The sequence below is a fragment of the Burkholderia theae genome (genome assembly GCF_048565265.1).
Taxonomy (GTDB): Bacteria; Pseudomonadota; Gammaproteobacteria; order Burkholderiales; family Burkholderiaceae; genus Burkholderia; species Burkholderia theae.
Genome location: NZ_CP183462.1, coordinates 156727 through 175346 on the forward strand (window position 1 = coordinate 156727; position 18620 = coordinate 175346).

General features: G+C 65.0%; 12 protein-coding genes. 7 read left to right on the plus strand and 5 right to left on the minus strand.

The window, feature by feature from the left end:
• Positions 1-330 precede the first annotated feature (330 nt).
• Together ACN22W_RS18225 and ACN22W_RS18230 are read right to left on the minus strand one after the other, a co-directional pair.
• Entirely contained in the window at positions 331-1455 is a 1125-nt protein-coding gene (locus ACN22W_RS18225; protein WP_419688867.1) for an FAD binding domain-containing protein, read from the minus strand.
• 98 nt (positions 1456-1553) lie between these two features.
• Complete coding sequence (locus ACN22W_RS18230) at positions 1554-1826, minus strand: ubiquitin carboxyl-terminal hydrolase 14 (protein WP_412023973.1); 273 nt, start codon at positions 1824-1826, stop codon at positions 1554-1556.
• A 217-nt stretch (positions 1827-2043) separates the two neighbouring features.
• Between ACN22W_RS18230 and ACN22W_RS18235 the strand changes: the two genes are divergently transcribed.
• Positions 2044-3315 (plus strand): NAD(P)/FAD-dependent oxidoreductase, encoded by a 1272-nt coding sequence (locus ACN22W_RS18235; protein WP_419688868.1) that lies wholly within the window; start codon positions 2044-2046, stop codon positions 3313-3315.
• Positions 3316-3354: 39 nt separating this feature from the next.
• Here ACN22W_RS18235 and ACN22W_RS18240 read toward each other — a convergent pair whose 3' ends face one another.
• Together ACN22W_RS18240 and ACN22W_RS18245 are read right to left on the minus strand one after the other, a co-directional pair.
• Positions 3355-8478 (minus strand): trifunctional serine/threonine-protein kinase/ATP-binding protein/sensor histidine kinase, encoded by a 5124-nt coding sequence (locus ACN22W_RS18240; protein WP_419688870.1) that lies wholly within the window; start codon positions 8476-8478, stop codon positions 3355-3357.
• A 281-nt stretch (positions 8479-8759) separates the two neighbouring features.
• Entirely contained in the window at positions 8760-9470 is a 711-nt protein-coding gene (locus tag ACN22W_RS18245; RefSeq protein ID WP_419688872.1) for a response regulator, read from the minus strand.
• A 716-nt stretch (positions 9471-10186) separates the two neighbouring features.
• Between ACN22W_RS18245 and ACN22W_RS18250 the strand changes: the two genes are divergently transcribed.
• The 6 genes from ACN22W_RS18250 to ACN22W_RS18275 all read left to right on the plus strand — a co-directional run bounded on the left by ACN22W_RS18250 (position 10187) and on the right by ACN22W_RS18275 (position 17497).
• Positions 10187-12145: a Xaa-Pro dipeptidyl-peptidase gene (locus ACN22W_RS18250; protein ID WP_419688874.1), complete on the plus strand. Its 1959-nt coding sequence runs from the start codon at positions 10187-10189 to the stop codon at positions 12143-12145.
• Positions 12146-12304: 159 nt separating this feature from the next.
• Positions 12305-14044, plus strand: coding sequence for a S10 family serine carboxypeptidase-like protein (locus tag ACN22W_RS18255; RefSeq protein WP_419688875.1), 1740 nt, complete (start codon positions 12305-12307; stop codon positions 14042-14044).
• Positions 14045-14061: 17 nt separating this feature from the next.
• A complete protein-coding gene (locus tag ACN22W_RS18260) occupies positions 14062-14463 on the plus strand; it encodes a hypothetical protein (protein ID WP_419688876.1) in 402 nt (133 codons plus the stop codon).
• A 333-nt stretch (positions 14464-14796) separates the two neighbouring features.
• Positions 14797-16263, plus strand: a complete 1467-nt coding sequence (locus tag ACN22W_RS18265; protein WP_419688877.1) for a winged helix-turn-helix domain-containing protein — start codon at positions 14797-14799, stop codon at positions 16261-16263.
• Between the two features lie 79 nt (positions 16264-16342).
• Positions 16343-16714, plus strand: coding sequence for a response regulator transcription factor (locus ACN22W_RS18270; RefSeq protein WP_412023980.1), 372 nt, complete (start codon positions 16343-16345; stop codon positions 16712-16714).
• Between the two features lie 126 nt (positions 16715-16840).
• Positions 16841-17497: a response regulator transcription factor gene (locus ACN22W_RS18275; RefSeq protein ID WP_419688878.1), complete on the plus strand. Its 657-nt coding sequence runs from the start codon at positions 16841-16843 to the stop codon at positions 17495-17497.
• A 66-nt stretch (positions 17498-17563) separates the two neighbouring features.
• Here ACN22W_RS18275 and ACN22W_RS18280 read toward each other — a convergent pair whose 3' ends face one another.
• On the minus strand, positions 17564-18586 hold the full coding sequence (locus ACN22W_RS18280) for a LysR family transcriptional regulator (RefSeq protein ID WP_419688879.1): 1023 nt from the start codon (positions 18584-18586) through the stop codon (positions 17564-17566).
• Positions 18587-18620: the final 34 nt, after the last annotated feature.

Consider the following 18620-nt stretch of genomic DNA (forward strand, 5'->3'; position numbering starts at 1 on the left):
CACCGGCGAACGCGTGCGGCACCGCGGATCCGCGGGTCGCCACCGACCGTCCGGCGTGCGCGGTTTTGCATCGAGGCGCTCGACGCGGTTATTTCGCGTGCGACGGTCGCGGGCCGGCCGTGCATGACCGATCGATTCGACCGTCTTGCACGGCGGCAGGGATTTGCGACGGAGGTCATGTCGTCTCTCCAGGAAAGGCGCCACGCGCAGGCAATCACCCGCGCAACGGCTCGTGAAATCAGTCTACCCGTCCGATTTCGCGAATTCCTGAAGCAGCACTGAAACGTTCTGAACGCACTCGGGGCCCGCTCCGACGCGTGCACGCAGGCGTCAGATCTGCGTTCCGAGCCCGAACGCCGCCGCGAGCTGCGGGCCCTTGTCGAGCAACGAGGTCACTTCTTCGCGCCGCTGGGTCGACCAATGGGCCAGGCGCTCGACGACATCGGTGGCGTCCGCCGGCAGCGCTTCGGCGAGCGACACGGCATCGCGCGCGGCTTTCGACGTGCCGGACGCCGTATGGGGGCGCACGGTGCAGGCCGCGTCGCCGATCAGCGCGACGCGGCCGTCGACGAAGCCGGGGCTCAACGCATCGAAAATCGCCTGGTTGAATGGCGCGTGCGTCGCGAGCACCAGTTGCGACAGGGACGCCGGCAACCGTTCGCTGGCGAGTTGCCGCAGCGTCGCGACGGCTTCGTCGGAAAGCAGCCCCGGATGCACGGACGCGTGATGAACGTTGCCGTTTCGATCGGTCAGGTGGCGGCGCAGCGCATCGCGATCGGCTTCGTTGCGATACCACAGCCAGTTGAAGCGGCGCGCGCCCGGCGCGAGCGAACCGTCGAGCGCGGGAATCAGGAATGCCATGAACAGCTCGCCCGGTGCCTTGTGCAGCGTCATGTTCTCGACCAGCGACTCGATTGCGGCGGCGTCGAAATCGGCTTCGTCGACGATGCCGCGCCACGCGAGGTAGCCGGCAAACGACGGCGCGTAGCCGGGAAACAGCTGCGTGCGCAGGCTCGAACCCGAGCCGTCGGCGGCGATCAGCACGTCCGCGCGGATGCGTTCGTCGTCGAGGTGCACGTCGATGCCGTCCGCGTCCTGGTCGAACCCGGTCACGGTACGGCCGTAATGAATGCGCCCGTGCGGCAGCGTTTCGCACAACGAGCGATAGACGGCGTCCCACGACGAGAACGGCAGCATTTCGGGTTCGTCCCGCGTGACGAGGCCGTCGCGATCGATCCAGCGGCGCCGATGCGTCGGCACGCTGATCATCTGCCGGCAATGACGGCCATGCTGTTCGAGAAACGCCATCATGCGCCGCAGCACGGCCACGCCGCCGCCCTGGCCGCGCAGCGGCGTGTGCGAGCGCTCGCAGACCATCACGTCATGTCCGATGCAATCGAGCGTCAGCGCGGCCGCGAGACCGGCGATCGACCCGCCTGCAATGACTATCTTCATCGTGCGTGACTCCCAGGTTCGAATGGCTGCCGCATCGCAAGCCGGTGGCCGGCCTTCATGGCGGCGCGCGCAGGCGCCGGAAACCGCCGTGCGGTGCGTTACGACGTGATCTCGCCGGCCATCGCGTCGTCTGCATAGCACCAGACCCAGCGTTCGCCGGGCTCGATCGAACGCACCAGCGGATGGCTGGTTTCGTGAAAATGCCGGCTGGCGTGGCGATTCGGCGACGAGTCGCAACAGCCGACGTGCCCGCATGCCAGGCACAGGCGCAAATGCACCCACTGGCTGCCGGATTTCACGCACTCCTCGCAGTAGTCCTTATCGGTGGTCAGGATGCGTGCTTCGCCGAGGTGGGTGCAGGTCGTGGCCATCTTCCGCTCCGATGCCGGCGTCGGATAGCGCTTGCGGTGCGGCCGGCGCGATGCCGCAAGCGAGGTTGGATACGGTTCATTGTGGACGGTCGTGTCGCGACCGGACCTTAATTCTTATGAAGCGTGGTGATCCGGCGGGTGAGGCGACGTAAAGTCGCGAGTGCGGCCGGCACGATGTGCGGGCGAGATTCGATATGACGGTCACCGGGAGGCGCTCATGACCCAGTCGCAGCATGTCAAGGTAATCGGCTTGCCTCACAGCAAGGAGGCCTACGCGATCCGCGATTTCCTGAAGCGTGGCGTGGTCGAGTACGAATGGTGCGAGCTGACGTCCGACAGCGATTGCGTGCGTGAGCTGGGCATCGCGCCGATGCGCGACATCCGGTTGCCGGTCGTGATCTTTCCGGACGGCACGTGCATCTACCAGCCGACGCTGCCGGAGATCGCCGCCAAGCTCGGCTGGGTTGCCCGGCCGCGCTTCATCGAGTACGACGTGTCGATTTACGGCGCGGGTCCGGCTGGCCTGTCGGCAGCCGTCTACGCGGCGTCGGAAGGGCTGCGTGCGGTCGTGATCGAACGCGATGCCATCGGCGGGCAGGCGGGCACGAGTTCGCTGATCGAGAATTACATGGGGTTCCCGGAGGGCGTGCCGGGCGCCGAGCTGGCCGAGCGCGCGCGCCAGCAGGCGGTGAAGTTCGGCGTCGAGCTGCTGATGATGCGCGAGGGTGTGCACGCAACCTTCGTCGACGGCAAGATCCGCGTCGACCTGGCCGACGGCTCGATCCTGACCGCGCGCTCGAACATCTGCGCGACCGGGATCGAATACCGTAGTCTCGGCCTGCCCGACGAACAGAAGTTTCTCAACGTCGGCCTGTTCTACGGCGCGGGGTCGAGCGAAGCGCCGATGTGCGAAGGCAAGCACGTCTTCATCGTCGGCGGCGGCAACTCGGCGGGCCAGGCCGTGATGAACTTCGCACGGCACGCGCGTGAAGTCACGATGATCGTCAGGGGTGAGTCGCTGGCGGCGACGCTGTCGCGCTATCTGATCGACCGGATCGAGCGCATGCCCAACGTGACGGTGCGATACGGCTCGACCGTCGACGCGCTCCACGGCGACGGCCGGCTCGAAGCGATCGCGATTCGCTCGGAAGACGGCGCGCGCGAAGTGCTGCCGGCCACGCACCTGTTCGTGTGCATCGGCGGTGCACCAAATACCGAATGGGCTCGGGATACGAACATCATTCGCAATCCGGGCGGCTACCTGGTTACCGGCAGCGATCTGTATGACTGTCTGGCGTTCGAGCGAGTGTGGCCGCTCGAACGTCGGCCCTACTATCTGGAAACGAGCGTGCCCGGGTCGTTCGCGGCGGGCGACGTGCGGTCGGGTTCGGTCAAGCGGGTGGCGTCGGCGGTCGGCGAAGGGGCGATGGCCGTGACCTTCGTGCACAAGTTCCTGAGCGAAGACGCGCATCGGCCGGACGGAACCTGAGCCGCGGCGCGCCGGTTCCGCCGCGCGCTCGCCCACTCGTCAGCGTGTCGTCGAAGTCGGCAGCCGGAACGTCAGGACGGTGCCGTTGCCGTCGCGCGGCGCGGCTTCGAGCGTGCCGCCATGCGCTTCGACGATCGAGCGGCAGATCGCGAGGCCCATTCCCATGCCGTGCGATTTCGTCGTGAAGAACGGATCGAAGATCCGGTTCGCGATGTCGGCATCGATGCCGGCGCCGCGATCGGCGATGCGAATGATCACGTGGCCGTCGTCGGCATGCGACGCGATCTCGAGTTCGCGCGATGTGGCGAGCCCGTCCATCGCGTCGAGCGCGTTGGTGACCAGGTTCAGGATCACTTGCTGGAGCTGGGTGCGATCCGCCATCACGCGGATGTCGTTGCAATGCAGGTCGACGTGCAGCGCGACCTGCTTCGCGTCGATTTCGGTCGCGGTGAGATGCAGCATGTCGCGAATCAGGTCGTCGATCGCGAGCGGCGCCAGCGCGGGCGGTGCCTGGCGTGCGAGCGATCGCAACGCGCGGACGATGTCGGCCGCACGCACGCCGGATGCGCGGATGTCCTCGAGGCTCGCGAGCGCTTCGCCGAGATCGGGTTGCGTGCCGCGCAGCCAGCGCATGCACGCGCCGACGCTTGACACGATGCTCGTCAGCGGCTGATTGATCTCGTGCGCGATCGACGCGGCCAGTTCGCCCATCACCGTCATGTGCGCGGTGCGCGCGAGTTCGGTCCGTGCATGCCGCAGCGCGGCCTCGGTCTCGAGCCGGCGCGTGTTCTCGTCGATCAGTTCCGCATAGAGCCGGGCGGATTCGAGCGCATTGGCCGCTTGCGGCGCGAGCACTTCCAGCATCGCGATGCGCCGCGGCGAAAACACGCCGTTGGACAATGCATTCTCGAGATACAGCACGCCGATCAGCGCACCCTGTTTCAGCAGCGGCAGGCAGAACAGCGAGCGCGTCGGGTGCGCGCGCAGGCTGTCGGCGTGGTCGGGCACGCCTTCGCGCTGCGCGTTCGCGAGCACGATCGGCTTGCGGGTCCGGGCGACGGTGTTCAGGATCGACAGCGGGACATCCTGCTCGGTGGGTTCGCTGCGGACGATATCGACGACCACGTCGCTGCCGACGATGCGCGCGGTCGCCTCGATCGTCAGCCGGTCGTGGCGGACGAGCAGCAGCAGGCCATGGCGTGCGCCGGCGTACACGATCATGTTGCGCATCAGCGTCTGGATCAGGCGCTCCAGCACGATTTCCTCGGACAGCGAATGGGCCGCGCGCATCGCGAGCGCGAGATCGAGATCTTCGCGCGCGGGCGTGGCCGGGCCGCCCGGCGACGGGTCCATCACGAGGAACGGATGCTGCGCTTCCATCGCCTGCGCCTTGCCGGTTGCGCCCCAGCGCCGGTAGCACGCATGGGCGAGTCGCAGTTGGTGGCGGGCCGGGCCGGCGAGCCCGAGCGACGTGGCGTGATGCGCGGCCAGTTCGTGCGCGAGCGCCTGTTCGTGTACGAATCCGTGTTCTGCCGCGAGACTGGCCGACGCCTCGTACTGCTGCATCGCGACGATATGCTCGCCGCGCACGCGCGCGAATTCGGCGTCGATCAGCGCGAGCTTGTTGCGGAACGTCGCCGGATTGCGCTCGCTCCACGCGGCGAAGCGGGCGCGTTGCGGCGCATGGCGTTCGAGCAGCCGCTCGGGCGGCGTGGTGCCGCGGTCGCTCGCGATCCCGGCCAGCACGCCGAACAGGTGGAAGTCGGACCGCATGATGTGCGCGGGCGTCGACCATGCGCTCGATGCGGCGGCATCGAGCGACGCACGCGCTGCGTCCGCGTTGCCGTAGATGAAGGCCGCCTGGCCGGCGAGCACGTCGGTCCAGAATCGCAGGACCGACATCGGTGTCTTCGTTGACGTACGGGCGCGCCAGGTGCCGACCGGCCGGTGGTAGCCGAGCTGCAGCGCGTCGACGAATTCCGATTGGGTGGAGACGAGATCGACGATGTCGTCGTAACGCGCGCCGCGTGCGATCTGCAACAGCGGATCGATCTCGTCGCGGATCACCGGCAGCGCTTCGCCCATCGACAGCAGATCGCTGACGATGTGATTGCAGCTGTAGCACATCCAGCGCAGCTCGGCGCTCGCATTGCCCGCTGTTTTCGCATCGCGCGCGCGGTCGAGCGCGTACGACAGCGGCTGGGTCCAGACGCTCACCTGGTCGAGTGCGATCAGCGTCGCGGAGCGGTAGCGCTCGAAGCCGTGGCGATCGACCAGCGCGAGCGCGACCTTGGCGAATTCGAAGCCGTCTTCATACGCGTCATGATGCCCGGCTATGCTGACGCCGTACCACGCAAGCCCCTGCACCGACGCGGCGGTGACGCCGTGGAGCAGGGTCAGCCGGACCATCGTCGCGAAATGCAGCAACATCAGCCCGCCGCTCGGATAGAACATCGCGGCTTCGAGTGCGGTCAGCAGTGACATCGTGGCTTCGACGCGCGTGTCGGTCATCACGGGCAGGTCGACGAGGTCGCGGATGGCGCGGCCGTCGAGTATTTCCCGCACGGCGTCGCAGGCGGCCGCGAGATCGGCCTCGGTCGGCTCGGCCGGCAGTTCCACGCCGAGCAGCGCCAGCCCGGCCAGCGCGACGTCGACGGCCTGCCGGTAGCGCGACTCCACCGTGAGTTGCGCGGCCTTCAGCCGGTGCGCGTCGGCGCGATCGGGCGGCGTGCGCGTACGCGCCATCAGCTCGTCGATCGCGTCGGAGGCCTGCGCGGTTTCGCCGGTCGCGAGCAGCAGGCCGCTGCGCAGGATGCCGATCCGGCTCGCAAGACCGTAGTGTCGCAACCAGGCGTGAGGACCGAGCAGCGCTTGCGCGGACGCGAGAAACGACAACGCGCGATCGCGCGCGGCGGCCGTGGCTGCCGCCTCCGCGGCCGCGACCAGCGCCTCCGCGAATGCGAATGCGAGCGCGCCGTCGAGCGGCGCGGTTTTCGCCTGCTCGATCTGGGCGGCGAGTTCCAGCAGCGATTCGGGCGATTGCGCGCCCGTGCGCACGAGCATCGCGGCGGCGATCCGGGCATGGCACTGCACGCGTTCCACCCGCCCGGCGAGTGCGTGGGCGGCCTCGACGATGCGGTCGTGAACGAAGCGCCAGCGGTTTCCCGAGAGCGACACGAGGCCCGCCTGGCGCGCGGGGTCCATCCAGAAGCGGAGCTCGGCCCACGTCTTGCCGGCGACGGCGCGCAACAGCGCCTCGTCGGCATCGGTGCCGACACAGGCCAGCAGCGACAGCAGCGTTCTCGATTCAGGCGGCAGCCGCTGCATCCGGACCGCGAGCAGGCTCACGACGTTCGCGGTCAGGTGGCGCGCTTCGATGTCGGCCGAATGCCATTGCCACGTTTGCGTCGCCGGATCATGGCCGAGAAGTCGCTCGTCGATCAGCGTGTGCAGCAGTTGCTGGATGTAGAACGGATTGCCGCCGGTCCTGCGGTGAACGATGTCGCCAAGCCCGGACAGCCGAGCCGGCGCCTCCCCGAGCATGTCGGCGAGCATGCGCGTGACGTCGGGTGCGTCGAGCGGTGCCAGCGTCAGCGTCGACAGGCGCGCGGGCTCGAGCTGCTGCAGGAAGCGGCGGAACGCCGGCGGGTGGTCGTGCTGCCGCACGCTTCGATAACCGGCCACGATGCAGAAATTGGCCGGCGGATCGACCGCGATCGACGCAAGAAACGCGAGTGTCGCGTTGTCGGCCCACTGGATGTCGTCCAGCGCCATGACCAGCGGTTCGGCCGGCGTCGCAAACGCACGGAAGGCATTCACGACGATCTGGCATAGATGAAATTCCGGAATCGCATCGGTATGGTCGAACGCGACGGGCTCGACATCGAGCAGCCACGCAATCTCCGGGAAGATGCCGGACAGCAGGTTGGCCTGACTGCCCACGCAGTCGCGCAGCCGCGCGGCGATCGCCGCGATTTCGTCGTCGGGCCTGGCCAGCGCGCTGCCGAACAGCGTGCGCAATGCCTGCAGCACGGGCGCGTAGGGCCGAGCGGGCTGGAACTGATCGACCTTCGCCGACGTGCACCAGGCCGTAGGCAACGCCGCTCGCGCATGACGCATGAAGTCCTCCGCGAGCGCGGTCTTGCCGACGCCGGCCGGCCCGTCGATCAGGACGATGGCCGTCTCGCCGGTTCGCGAGACGGCCGCCAGCACCTCCTCGAGCCGGCGGGATTCGGCTTCGCGGCCGACCAGCAGGTCGGGCGCGTGCAGACCGGCGAGCGGATCGCTGCCGCCGAGCGCGAACGGCTCGACGCGGCCTGTCGCCAGCCAGTCGCGCCGGATATGTTCGAGATCGTGCTGCACCGTTTCGCAGGACGGGTAGCGATCGGCGGGCTCCTTGGCGATCAGTTTCAGGATCAGGTCGTTCAGGACGGCAGGCAGGTCGTCGCGATAGGTCGTGGCCGGCGCCGGCTGCATGGCGACGTGCGCGTGGACCCATTCGGACGTCGACGTGGCGTTGAAAGGCATCGCGCCCGTCAGCAGGCGGAACAGCGTGATGCCGAACGCGTACAGGTCGGAGCGCTCGTCGACGTATGCGCCCTCGGAGACTTCGGGCGCTGCGTAGGCGGCGAATTCGGTGCGGATCGTACTCGCTGCGGCTCGTTCCGTCCGACGGTCCCACGCATGGGCGAACGAGCGGAGCATGACCGTACCGTCCGGTGCGATGACGAAACTGGCCGGTTGCAGATCGCCATGCAGCCAGCCGTGCCGATGAAGCTCCCCGAGCGCACGCACGGCCTGGATCGCCGCGTCGAGAAAGGCGTCGAGCGGCAGCCGTCCGTCCGCCAGCGTGTCGAACGCGCGCACGTCCGGGCGAGGATAGACGAGCACCGGGCCGTCCGCGGCGCGGATCAGCGCAACCGGCATGAGCGCCCACGCCGGTTCCAGGGCGCCGCTCAATGCGAATTCGTGCTCGAATTGCCGGCAGCGCTGCTCGGATTCCCACCCGGTCTGGCACGCGGACCACACGCGCCCCGTCCCGGCGTCGGTCAGGTCGAACCACAGCACGTCGCCCGAGCGGGCCACATTCGACAGGCGGGCGCGCGCCAGCCAGTCGCCATCCATTCGTTTCGTGTCGACCGGGTTGCGCAAGGGTTGGTTCACGGTGGGAGCAGGCTGGGTGGAGCAGGGTGAAAACGGTTTGTACACGGGGGCGGCTGTGCCGGGTTGCGCACGTTCGGGCGCGCCCCGTGCATTGTCCGTCAGCCAGAGGAAATTTGCAGTACCCCCATGCCCGCGTTGTACGAGGCGCCGGGCGGAGGATGGCTGGCCGGCGGCGCGGAAGGGGCAGCACACGCGCAACAGCCGGTGGACAGCCGCTCGATGCGTGCAGCCGTGCGCCGCACCGGTGGTACGCGACGCAACGCGTCAGCACGTATTCAGCGTTATTCCCACGCGTGTTTGCTGAACTGATACCCCTTGCAGCGGATCGTCTTGATTCGCGTCGGTTCGAGCGCGTCATCACGCAGTTTGCGGCGCAGCTTCGAGATGTAACAGTCGATCGAGCGATCGAGGCCATCGAACTCGATGCGGCGCAACAGCCGCGTCAGGTCCTCCCGGCTGACCACCTCGCCGGCGCGGCTGGCGAGTGCCCACAGCAGGTCGAATTCGGTTGAGGTCAGGTGAGGCGCGCTGCCGTCAGGAAGGTGAACCTTGCGATCCGTCCGGTCGATCGAAAAATTGCCGAACACCAATCGCTGGGATGCTTCGGGCGCGCAACTGTCCGGATGCGTTCGTAGCCGTCGAAATTGCGCCTTGATCCGCGCGAGCAGAATGCGTGGTTCGATCGGCTTATAGAGAAAGTCGTCTGCGCCGAGTTCCAGGCCGAGCAACTCGTCGAACTTTTCGTCGCGTGCCGTCACCATGATGATGGTGCCGTCATAGTGCGTGCGTACCTCGCGGCAAATATCGAAGCCGTCCTTGCCCGGCAGGTTGATGTCGAGAAGCACCAGGTCGGGGCAACGCGCGACGATCGTGGCGACGGCGTCGGCGCCGCCGAACAGCGTGTCCACCTCGTACTGATGCTTGCGCAGATAGTCCACCATCAGCGCGGATAAACGGACGTCATCTTCGACAAGCAGGATTCGGATGGGCATCGGTCAACGAGGGGCAATACATGAAAATGGCGCGCGGTCAGGCCCAGTCCGAACGCGTGGTAGCCGAAGCGAAGTGGATAATACTGCGCAACATTCCGGCGGAATGTGACGAAATTTGCACCATTCATTGCACATATCTGCACGAAAATCATCGCCGACTAGCGGAAAAGCGAACGGATGACAGGGTGGAATCGTGTCGTCGACGAACGGCTCGATGTTCGGGTGAAATGGTTCAGAGCGATATCCGGCGCGTCGCCGGCGGGGATCTCTGACGGCGCGTCGTTCCGGCAAGAAGGTTTGCGGAGAGTCGCTTGAGTGAACGTTACGCGCGCTGACCCATCCGAAATCCGGTAAAGATTACTCGACATATTATTACAAAATATTACCGACGTTGCGGAATTGGGCTTCCTACAATCTTCTCAACCCAAGGACGGGCATGCCGCACCGCGGTTTCCGCTCTGACGTCGATGGGCTTGCCGCGACGTAGGCGGTGACCGATACACGCAGCTGTCCACATTCAGCACGCCACTGCCGGCATGCAGGAGACCGGTATCCGGATCTCCACCGTCGCACGGGAAACGTTGGTGGCACGCATGCCGACGCTGGTTGCATCGTACGAATGTGATGCCGTTTCATTCCGCTTGAAATGCTTCAGATTCTCACATTGCTTCTAGCGATGTTGTTTAATAGTCCTTATAAACACACTAAACAAAAATATGGAAAAAACACAGCGGGCGGGAATTCATCCATCTTTCATGCGCGGCATCCGGCTTCTGATTCTGCTCGTACCGGTAGCAGTCCAGCTGGCTGGATGTGGTGATGACGAGACCTCGTCGCCGCGCACGTTGAGCGGCGTCAATCAGCCAAGCATGCCGAGCCAGACGACACAGCCCGGTACGGTGACGACGGCACCCGCGCCGGCACCCTTTGCGCCACCTACGCCGGTGGCAGACGTCGGCGCGCAATATGAACGCTCGCCGACCGGGCTACCCTATCCGAAGCTTGCCACGCTGTATCCGGGACACGACGGGCCCACCGTCGACGACGGCATGATTCTGCCCTGGCTGTCGATGCGCCCGCCGCTCAAGCTGAACGTGATGGTGCAAACGCCGTTTGACACGGATCAGGATGGCAAGCCGGACCGGATCGCGTTACGCATCGTGCAGCCCGCCGAGGTGGCAGAGGGGCTCAAGACCCCTGTCATTGTGCGGCCGTCGGTGTATTACGCCGATCCGGATTACGCGACGAAACAGCGTGCGCCATTCCTCGGGGAAGCGGAATACTTGCGGATGGGTTTCACGATCGTCTACGCGGATTCGATCGGCACCAACCAATCGGATGGCTGCTGGTCAGTGATGGATCGCACCGAGCGCGAGGCGATGGCGAGCGTCGTGCGCTGGTTGACCGGCGATCCCGTTGCACCGGGCTATGACGCGCAAGGCCAACCCGTCGCGGCGTCCTGGTCGACCGGGCACGTCGCGATGGAGGGGATCTCCTATGGCGGCACCTTGCCGACGATGGTGGCCGCTACCGGTGTGCCGGGGCTCGAGGCAATCGTACCGGTGGACGGCATCAGCAGCGGCTACGACTATTTCCGTTATAACGGCGTCAAGGGGGACATGATTCAGCTGGGTCCCTACATGCAGCTGCAACAGTCGACCGCGCGCGCGTCGATCTGCGAACCCGCGCGACTCAAGGCTGTGACCGATTCCGACGACCGCACTTACGCGTACAACGACTTCTGGAAATCGCGCAACACGTTGTCGCTCGTCGACCAGATCCAGGCGGCTACGCTGATCGCGCAGGGTCAAGCCGACAATAACGTGAAGACGAAGAACGCGATGCAGTTGTACGACGCGCTCTATCGTGCCAGAAAGCCGGTTCAGCTTTGGCTGCATAGCCGCGATCATAACGATCCCGCGTGGCAGAAGGAGTGGCAAAAGCAGATCTTGATGTGGTACTCGCGCTATCTGTTCGGCGTGAACAACGGCGTCGAGAAGCAACCCACCTACGTGCGTGAAACACCGGCTGGCGACATCCCGTCCGGCACGACACTGAATCCCCAACCGGGCGACACAAGCAATTCACTGATTGGGCACTGCTACAACCCGGATCACAGCACGAGGGATTGCATTCCGACGGGCGAACTTTTCATCAAGGAAGACGCATGGCCCAAGACGGTCGATACGTCCTACTACCTGCACGACAACGGCCGCGCAGGTGGATTGCTGACGCCGAGCACGACGGACGGCACGCAGGCTGTATCGGTCGATTTCAGCAAGGCAGCGGCCGTGACTTATGAGACGAAACCCCTCGCGAACGCGACCCGCTACGCGGGTGCGATCCGGGTGGTGATGCGCGGTCGCTTCACACCCGCAGTGACCAACATCAAGGCAACGCTGTCGGTGGACGGGCATGACGTCACCTATGGCTGGGCGAACCCGCGCTTCTACAAGGGCCTGGACGTCGCGCAAACAATCGCGCCGAACACCGACTACGGCTTCTCATTGGAGATGATGCCGCGAGATTTCACGGTGATGCCGGGCAGCAAGGTCAAGTTGAAGCTTGAGGGCTATCAGGGCACAGCACTCGTTACGCTCGATCTGTCGCACACGACGCTCGAGATGCCGGTTGTGCCGAAGGCGCACGCTGCGGCGGTCATGGTGGCGAAGTAGCGGAAGATTCGGTGGCGTTACCGGAAGCAGGCTCAGGGGAAACCGATTCGGGCACGCTCGAATCGGTGGGGTTCATGGTGAAGGTTTTTGAGGAGGATATTTATAGTTTGGAGTGCTGATCAGATTTCAATTAAATCAAATTGTTGTGGAGATCAACGAATGACTAAAAGAATGCCGGCATGGAGCGTGATCGCAACGCTTGCAGCCGCAACACTGGTCGCATGCGGTGGCGATGACACATCGTCTACGACCCAGGGCAGCATGACCACACAGCCTGTCGCTCCGTCATCACCGACGACTGCGTCAGTGGAATCCGAGCTGGCTGTATTTGCGAAGGTCGCACCTGCCGACAAGGTGCTGGACGATGCCAACATCTACGATACGAAAAAGGACGGTTCGATCGCGCTATCCGCGATCAACGAGGACGCGTCGGTCAAGCGGCACACCATTACGATCAACGGCAAGGTCCTGCCGTATGTCGCCCGCGCTGGACACTTGATCGCCTATCACGGAAACGGAGCCGCCAGGAAAGCCGAAGCGGCGATCTTTTATACGGCGTACACGCGGGACGCGTTGCCCAAGGAGAATCGCCCGGTCACGTTTCTATGGAACGGCGGGCCCGGATCGGCCTCGATCTGGCTGCACATGGGCTCGTGGGGACCGAAACGGCTGAAGTCCGACGCGCCGAACATGGCCGACCCGACAAAGCAACCCGACAGTTTCCCGTTTGAGGACAATGCGATTTCCCTGCTCGATCAGTCGGATATCGTTTTCGTCGATCCGCCGGGTACAGGTCTTTCCACGGCGATCGGCCCACTCAAGAACGGTGACCTGTGGGGTACCGACATCGATGCACAGGTGGTCGCGGATTTCATCACCAGTTATACGAACAAATACAATCGGCAGAGTTCGCCAAAGTACTTGTACGGCGAATCCTATGGTGGCATCCGCACGCCAATCGTCGCCAACCTGCTGGAGCAGGCGGGTACCAGCGGTTATGCTCCCGACCCATCCGGTAAGCCGGCCAAAGTCCTGGCGGGATTCATCCTCAACTCGCCGCTCGTTGACTACAATTCCAATTGCGACATGATGCGCGGCAGGGTGACCTGTGAGGGATACATCCCGTCCTACGCGATGGCGGCCGATTACTTCAAAAAATCCGTGAAGCGTGCGGGACAGACCCAGGAACAATATCTCAACGAGTTGCGCGCGCTGGCGAAAACAACGTTCCAGGCTACCTTCAAAACGTACTTCAATTCAAACGGCAAGCCGAACAGCAACTGGAATGCGTACGCGGCAAGTCCTGCGGGTCAGGCGGTCCTGAATCGAATTGCGGACCATACCGGCATTCCCGCATCGACCTGGAGCAGCAGCTTCAACTACACGCCGGGGCCGTTCAGGGGAACGCTGGTTTCGGGCTATAACCTCGGCCGCTATGATGCCCGCATGAAGGTGCCGAACGGGAACAGCTTCGAGGCGGACGACTACATCAACGTAGCATTCCTAAACGAACTCAAGACGTACTTCCCTGACTTCGTCAACTATAAGACCAAGTCGAGCTACCAACCGCTAAACGGCGCGACAATCGGCAACTGGACATGGCGGCGGGCGGGAAGCAAATCTTCTTATCCGCAGAGTATTACCGACATTCAGGCGGTGCTGACCGCCAACCCGGACGCCAAGCTGCTGATTCTCCACGGCTACGAGGATATTGCGACGCCGGGCTTCCAAACCGAGCTTGACCTCGAAGGGGTCAATCTGGCTGACCGAATCCCCGTCAAGTGGTTCGAAGGCGGGCATATGATTTACAACACGGAGATGTCGCGCGTGCCATTGAAACAGGCGATTGACAACTATTACCAGTCGCCGGCGCGTATCGCAGACGGCTCCCTACTGTAAATGAAGCGAGGATAGCTATGAAAATCGTGACTTTCCTTGTTTCCGGCGCGGCGGCCACGGTCGTCGCAATGTCGAGCATCGGCGTGGCATTTGCCTATGACGATTTGCCGAAACCGCCGCCCCCGCCAGAAGACTGGGTCCAGCCGCCCAAACAATCGGAAAACTCCGTTACGCAGGACGTGGAGAGCCAAATCGCGCAACGATTCACCGCCGCGACCAACGGCAATCCCAACGGGCTCTTGTCGCGGCAGCAAGCCAAGGCTGCTGGCTGGGGCTTGGTCAGTGACCATTTTTCGGAGATCGATCGTGCTGGAACCGGATACGTCCGACTCGACGACGTATTGCGATTCATGTCGGAACGGACCCCTCAACGGATCATGCGCATGAAAAACGCGACGAAACAGGACCAGCGACAGTAACGTGGTTTTTTGATCATAAGCGGTTGCCCTGGTTCCGGCACTTATCCTCCCCGGATTGCCCGGAACCTCTTCGCCGGCCCCGAAACGGGCCGGTTTTTTTTGAAGCCCGAGGTCAACAACTTGCCGAGAAAGCCGGCAGTCGTACCGGGCCGCTCGTTACCCGATTAAACCTATAGATAATGGCCGGAACGCCTGCCGCGCCATACGATGGGTACACGCGTACGGACCCGCATCGATGCGGGTCCGGACGGCGGAACAGGGGGCGTCGCTTCTGCGGCGGCGCAAGGTGAGGAGCAGCATAAGCGAGTGCGAATCATGTACACGTTCGGGCGAGTGACGGTTTCCCTTGAGTGCCGCGAAGTCTGCGTCGACGGGGAACCCCGGTATATCGGCGCGCGGGCATTCGAGATTCTCGAACTGTTAGTGAAGGCGGCCGGCAGGCTCGTGTCGAAGGACGAGATCATGCAGGCCGTGTGGCCGAACACGATCGTGGTCGAGAACAACATTCAGGTGCACATCTCGACGCTGCGCAAGCTGTTCGGCGGCAAGCACGGGTGGATACGGACCGAATCGGGCCGCGGCTATCGGCTCGCGCCGCCGGCCGACCCGGCCCGCGCCGACCGTCAGCCGGCCGGGTTCGAGCCGCTGGGCGGCGCCCGCGCGGGCACCGCGCCGCGCAAATGTCCGCTGATCGGCCGCGAGCAGGAAGCGGCCGACCTGCACGCGCTGCTCGAGCGCGAGACGCTCGTCACGCTGGTCGGCCCCGGCGGTGTCGGCAAGACGCATCTCGCGCTGGAGGTCGCCGCGGCGTGGACGGCCGTGCATAACATCGAGCTGGTCCGGATCGATCTCGCCGGCTGGCAGGGCGACACGACGCTGGAATCCGCGGTGCTGGACGCGCTCGGCTTGCCCGCCAGCGCGGCCGCCGGGCCCGCCGATGTCGTGCGCGCGATCGGCGAGCAGCGCGTGATGCTGCTGCTCGACAATGCCGAACAGCACGTCGACGATCTGGCGGACCTCTGCGAAGCGATCGCGGAGGCGAATGCCGGCGCGATCCTCATCGTGACGAGCCGCGAACCGCTGCGTGTCGCGGGCGAACGCGTTTATCGCGTCGGGCCGCTGCCGGTGCCGCCGGCCGGCGCGAACGACGGCGATATCGTCGAATGCGGCGCCGTCCGCATGTTCCTGGCGCGGGCGCGTGCGATGGGCACCGACATTCAGGCGGACCCGAAGACGCTGGACGCGATCGCGACGATCTGCCGCCGCCTGAGCGGCCTGCCGCTCGCGCTCGAACTCGGTGCGGTCCGGATCGCGTCGCTCGGCATCCAGGGGCTGGCGGCCGACCTCGACAAGTCCGTCCTGTCGTTGTCGGGCGGCCTGCGTACGGCCCATCCCCGCCAACAGACCCTCAGGGCCACCATCGAGTGGAGCTATCGGCTGCTCGACGACACCGAGCGCACCGTGCTGTGCCGCCTCGCGGTGTTTCCGGAGGCGTTCCGGCTCGACGCGGCCTGCGCGCTGGCCGCCTGCGACGAACTGGGCGCCGAGGCGGTGCTTGACTGCCTGGTCGGTCTGGCATTGAAATCGCTGCTGGTCGTTCATTCGGTCGGACTCTCGAAGCGTTACTCGATGCTCGAGGTCGTGCGCGCGTATGCGCTCGAGAAACTGGCGGAGTCGGGCGAAGCCGGACGCCTCCATGCCCGCTGCGCGTCCTTTGCGAACGGCGAGCGGGCCGACACGCTGCAGCCGGTACCGGCAGCGTCCGCACAACCGGTGCTGGCCGCAGGGCCGTGGGCGTGACACGCCGGCGGCACCTGGCGACACGACGGAAGCCGAGTCGCGATGTTCTGGATTGACAAAATTCTCAGGTTCTCATTTCATGGCCATTGTTTGCATCATCGATGACGATGCGTCGGTCCGTAAGAGTCTTGCCGGCTTGCTGAAATCGGCTGGCCATACCGCATTGCCGTTCGCGTCGGGCGAGGAATTTCTCGCGACCGGTCCGCTGGACGACGCGGCTTGCGTGCTGGTCGATCTGAAGATGAAGGGTATGAGCGGTCTCGACGTTCAGCGCCTGCTGGTTCAGCGCAAGTCGACGATTCCGGTCATCTTCATGTCGGCGCACGGCGACGACGACTCGGTGCGCCGCGCGCTCGCACAAGGCGCGATCGCGTTCCTGCGCAAGCCGTTTCCATCGGACGACATGCTCAATCTGATCGATCACGTCGCATCCGGCGCGCCGCCTGCATGAGAGGCGGCCCGTCGACTGGCCACGCCGCGTTCGCGGTGCGGTGTTTCCGCTTGGTCTTGTCTTAGTTTATCATTCGATAATGAAGCGGATGCCTACACAGGGAATGCGATGGCGAGCACGCCGGATATGACGTCGATCGGTAACCGGGGCGCGGGCGATCCCGCGCCGATCGTTTATGTGGTCGACGACGACGAAACGCTGCGGCGCGCGTTGAGCGCGCTGTTGCGTTCGGCGGGATTTCGCGTCGAGACATTCGCGTCGTCGCGGGCGTTTCTCGCGTTCGAGCGGCCCGACGTGCCGAGCTGCCTGATCCTCGACGTGCGTCTTGCCGACGAGAGCGGGCTGGCCGTTCAGGAGGAAGCGGTGCGTGCGGGCTTGAGCGTGCCCATCCTGTTCATGACGGGTTACGGCGACGTGGCTACGACGGTCAAGGCGATGAAGGGCGGTGCGCTCGACTTTCTGACGAAACCGTTCGACGACGAAACGATGCTCGATGCCGTCGATCGCGCACTGGCCCGCGACAGCGAGCGCTTCGCGCGCGAGCGTGCGCTGGACGGAGTGCGCCAGGCCTACGCGTCGTTGACGCCGCGCGAACGCGAAGTGATGAGCCATGTGATCGCGGGCCAGATGAACAAGCAGATCGCAGCGAATCTCGGGCTGCAGGAAATCACGGTGAAGGTGCATCGGGCCCAGGTGATGAAGAAGATGCAGGTTCGCACGCTGCCGGACCTTGTGCGCCAGGCCGAAGCGCTGGGCGTGCGCCCGGCGGGCGCGCGCGATTGAGCGTGCGCGCTGGTGCGTTCGACGAAACGACGTCGGGCGCGGACGCGAAGACGCGAACACTGGCATTCAGGCGGCGACTGCGCTGTCGGCATCCACGAGGTGCGTGAAGACGGGCGCGTCGTGCCGCGCGGCGGGGTTGTCGTCGAACGCGGCGACGAGATGTTCGGCGAGCGTTCGGATGCGCGCCGGCAGGTTCCGGCGCGAGTGATAGAGCAGCGACGCGTCGAGGTCGTCGACCCGCCAGTCGGGCAGCAGGCGAACCAGTTCGCCGTTGCGTTCGAGCGGCCGCGCAAGATGCTCCGGAAGCACGGCGAACCCGGTGCCGCGCGTCGTCGCGAGGATCAGCGTATCGAGGCAGTTCGAGCGGATCGCGCCGGCCAGCCGTATCTCGGCGGTCGCGCCGGTGCGCCGGTGTCGCAGCGGCCACGCTGAACCGCCGCTACCTGGTTTGCCGCGATGCACGTCCAGGCGTTCGAGCGCCTGCGGATGCTTCGCCGCACCGCGCGCGATGCGAAACCGCGGACTCGCGTAAAGGCCCATCGGGATGCGCCCGAGGCGGCGCTCGATGCATGTCAGGCTCGACGTTCGTTCGGTGACGATTGACAGATCCGCTTCGCCGCTGAGCGCCGCGCTCGGATGATCGACCCAGTCGACGCGGATACGCACGAGCGGATGCTGCACATTGAAATCGGCCAGGACCGGCACGAGGCGATCGACGCCGAACAGGTTCGACACCTCGAGCGAGATGTCACCCTGCATCTCGTTGGCATTGGCGTGGCAGCAGACGGAAAAGTGCTCGTATTGCTGCAGCAGCGCGACCGCCTGCTCGAGCACGTCCTGGCCGACGCGCGTCAGCGTCACTTTGCGCGTCGTGCGGTGAAACAGCAGCACGCCGAGCGACGTCTCCAGGCACTGGATCGTACGGCTGATGCAGGAGACGCCGAGCCGGTGGGCCTCGGCGGCTCTCGTGAAGCTGCCCAGTTCGGCAACCGTCCTGAGTATCTCGAGTGTTTTCAGGCGATCCATGACGGGTCTCGCATCGGTGAATTCGGTTGTGATCAATCTATGCGGCGCACCGGTGCGGAGCAACACAAAAAACGTTAGGTAAGCTGAAGAGCGATAT

Bases quoted from the DNA above. Each gene is read 5' to 3' on its own strand.
- ACN22W_RS18225 (WP_419688867.1), bottom strand. From the start codon at position 1,455: ATGAAGATAGTCATTGCAGGCGGGTCGATCGCCGGTCTCGCGGCCGCG.
- ACN22W_RS18230 (WP_412023973.1), bottom strand. From the start codon at position 1,826: ATGGCCACGACCTGCACCCACCTCGGCGAAGCACGCATCCTGACCACC.
- ACN22W_RS18235 (WP_419688868.1), top strand. From the start codon at position 2,044: ATGACCCAGTCGCAGCATGTCAAGGTAATCGGCTTGCCTCACAGCAAG.
- ACN22W_RS18245 (WP_419688872.1), bottom strand. From the start codon at position 9,470: ATGCCCATCCGAATCCTGCTTGTCGAAGATGACGTCCGTTTATCCGCG.
- ACN22W_RS18250 (WP_419688874.1), top strand. From the start codon at position 10,187: ATGGAAAAAACACAGCGGGCGGGAATTCATCCATCTTTCATGCGCGGC.
- ACN22W_RS18255 (WP_419688875.1), top strand. From the start codon at position 12,305: ATGACTAAAAGAATGCCGGCATGGAGCGTGATCGCAACGCTTGCAGCC.
- ACN22W_RS18260 (WP_419688876.1), top strand. From the start codon at position 14,062: ATGAAAATCGTGACTTTCCTTGTTTCCGGCGCGGCGGCCACGGTCGTC.
- ACN22W_RS18270 (WP_412023980.1), top strand. From the start codon at position 16,343: ATGGCCATTGTTTGCATCATCGATGACGATGCGTCGGTCCGTAAGAGT.
- ACN22W_RS18275 (WP_419688878.1), top strand. From the start codon at position 16,841: ATGACGTCGATCGGTAACCGGGGCGCGGGCGATCCCGCGCCGATCGTT.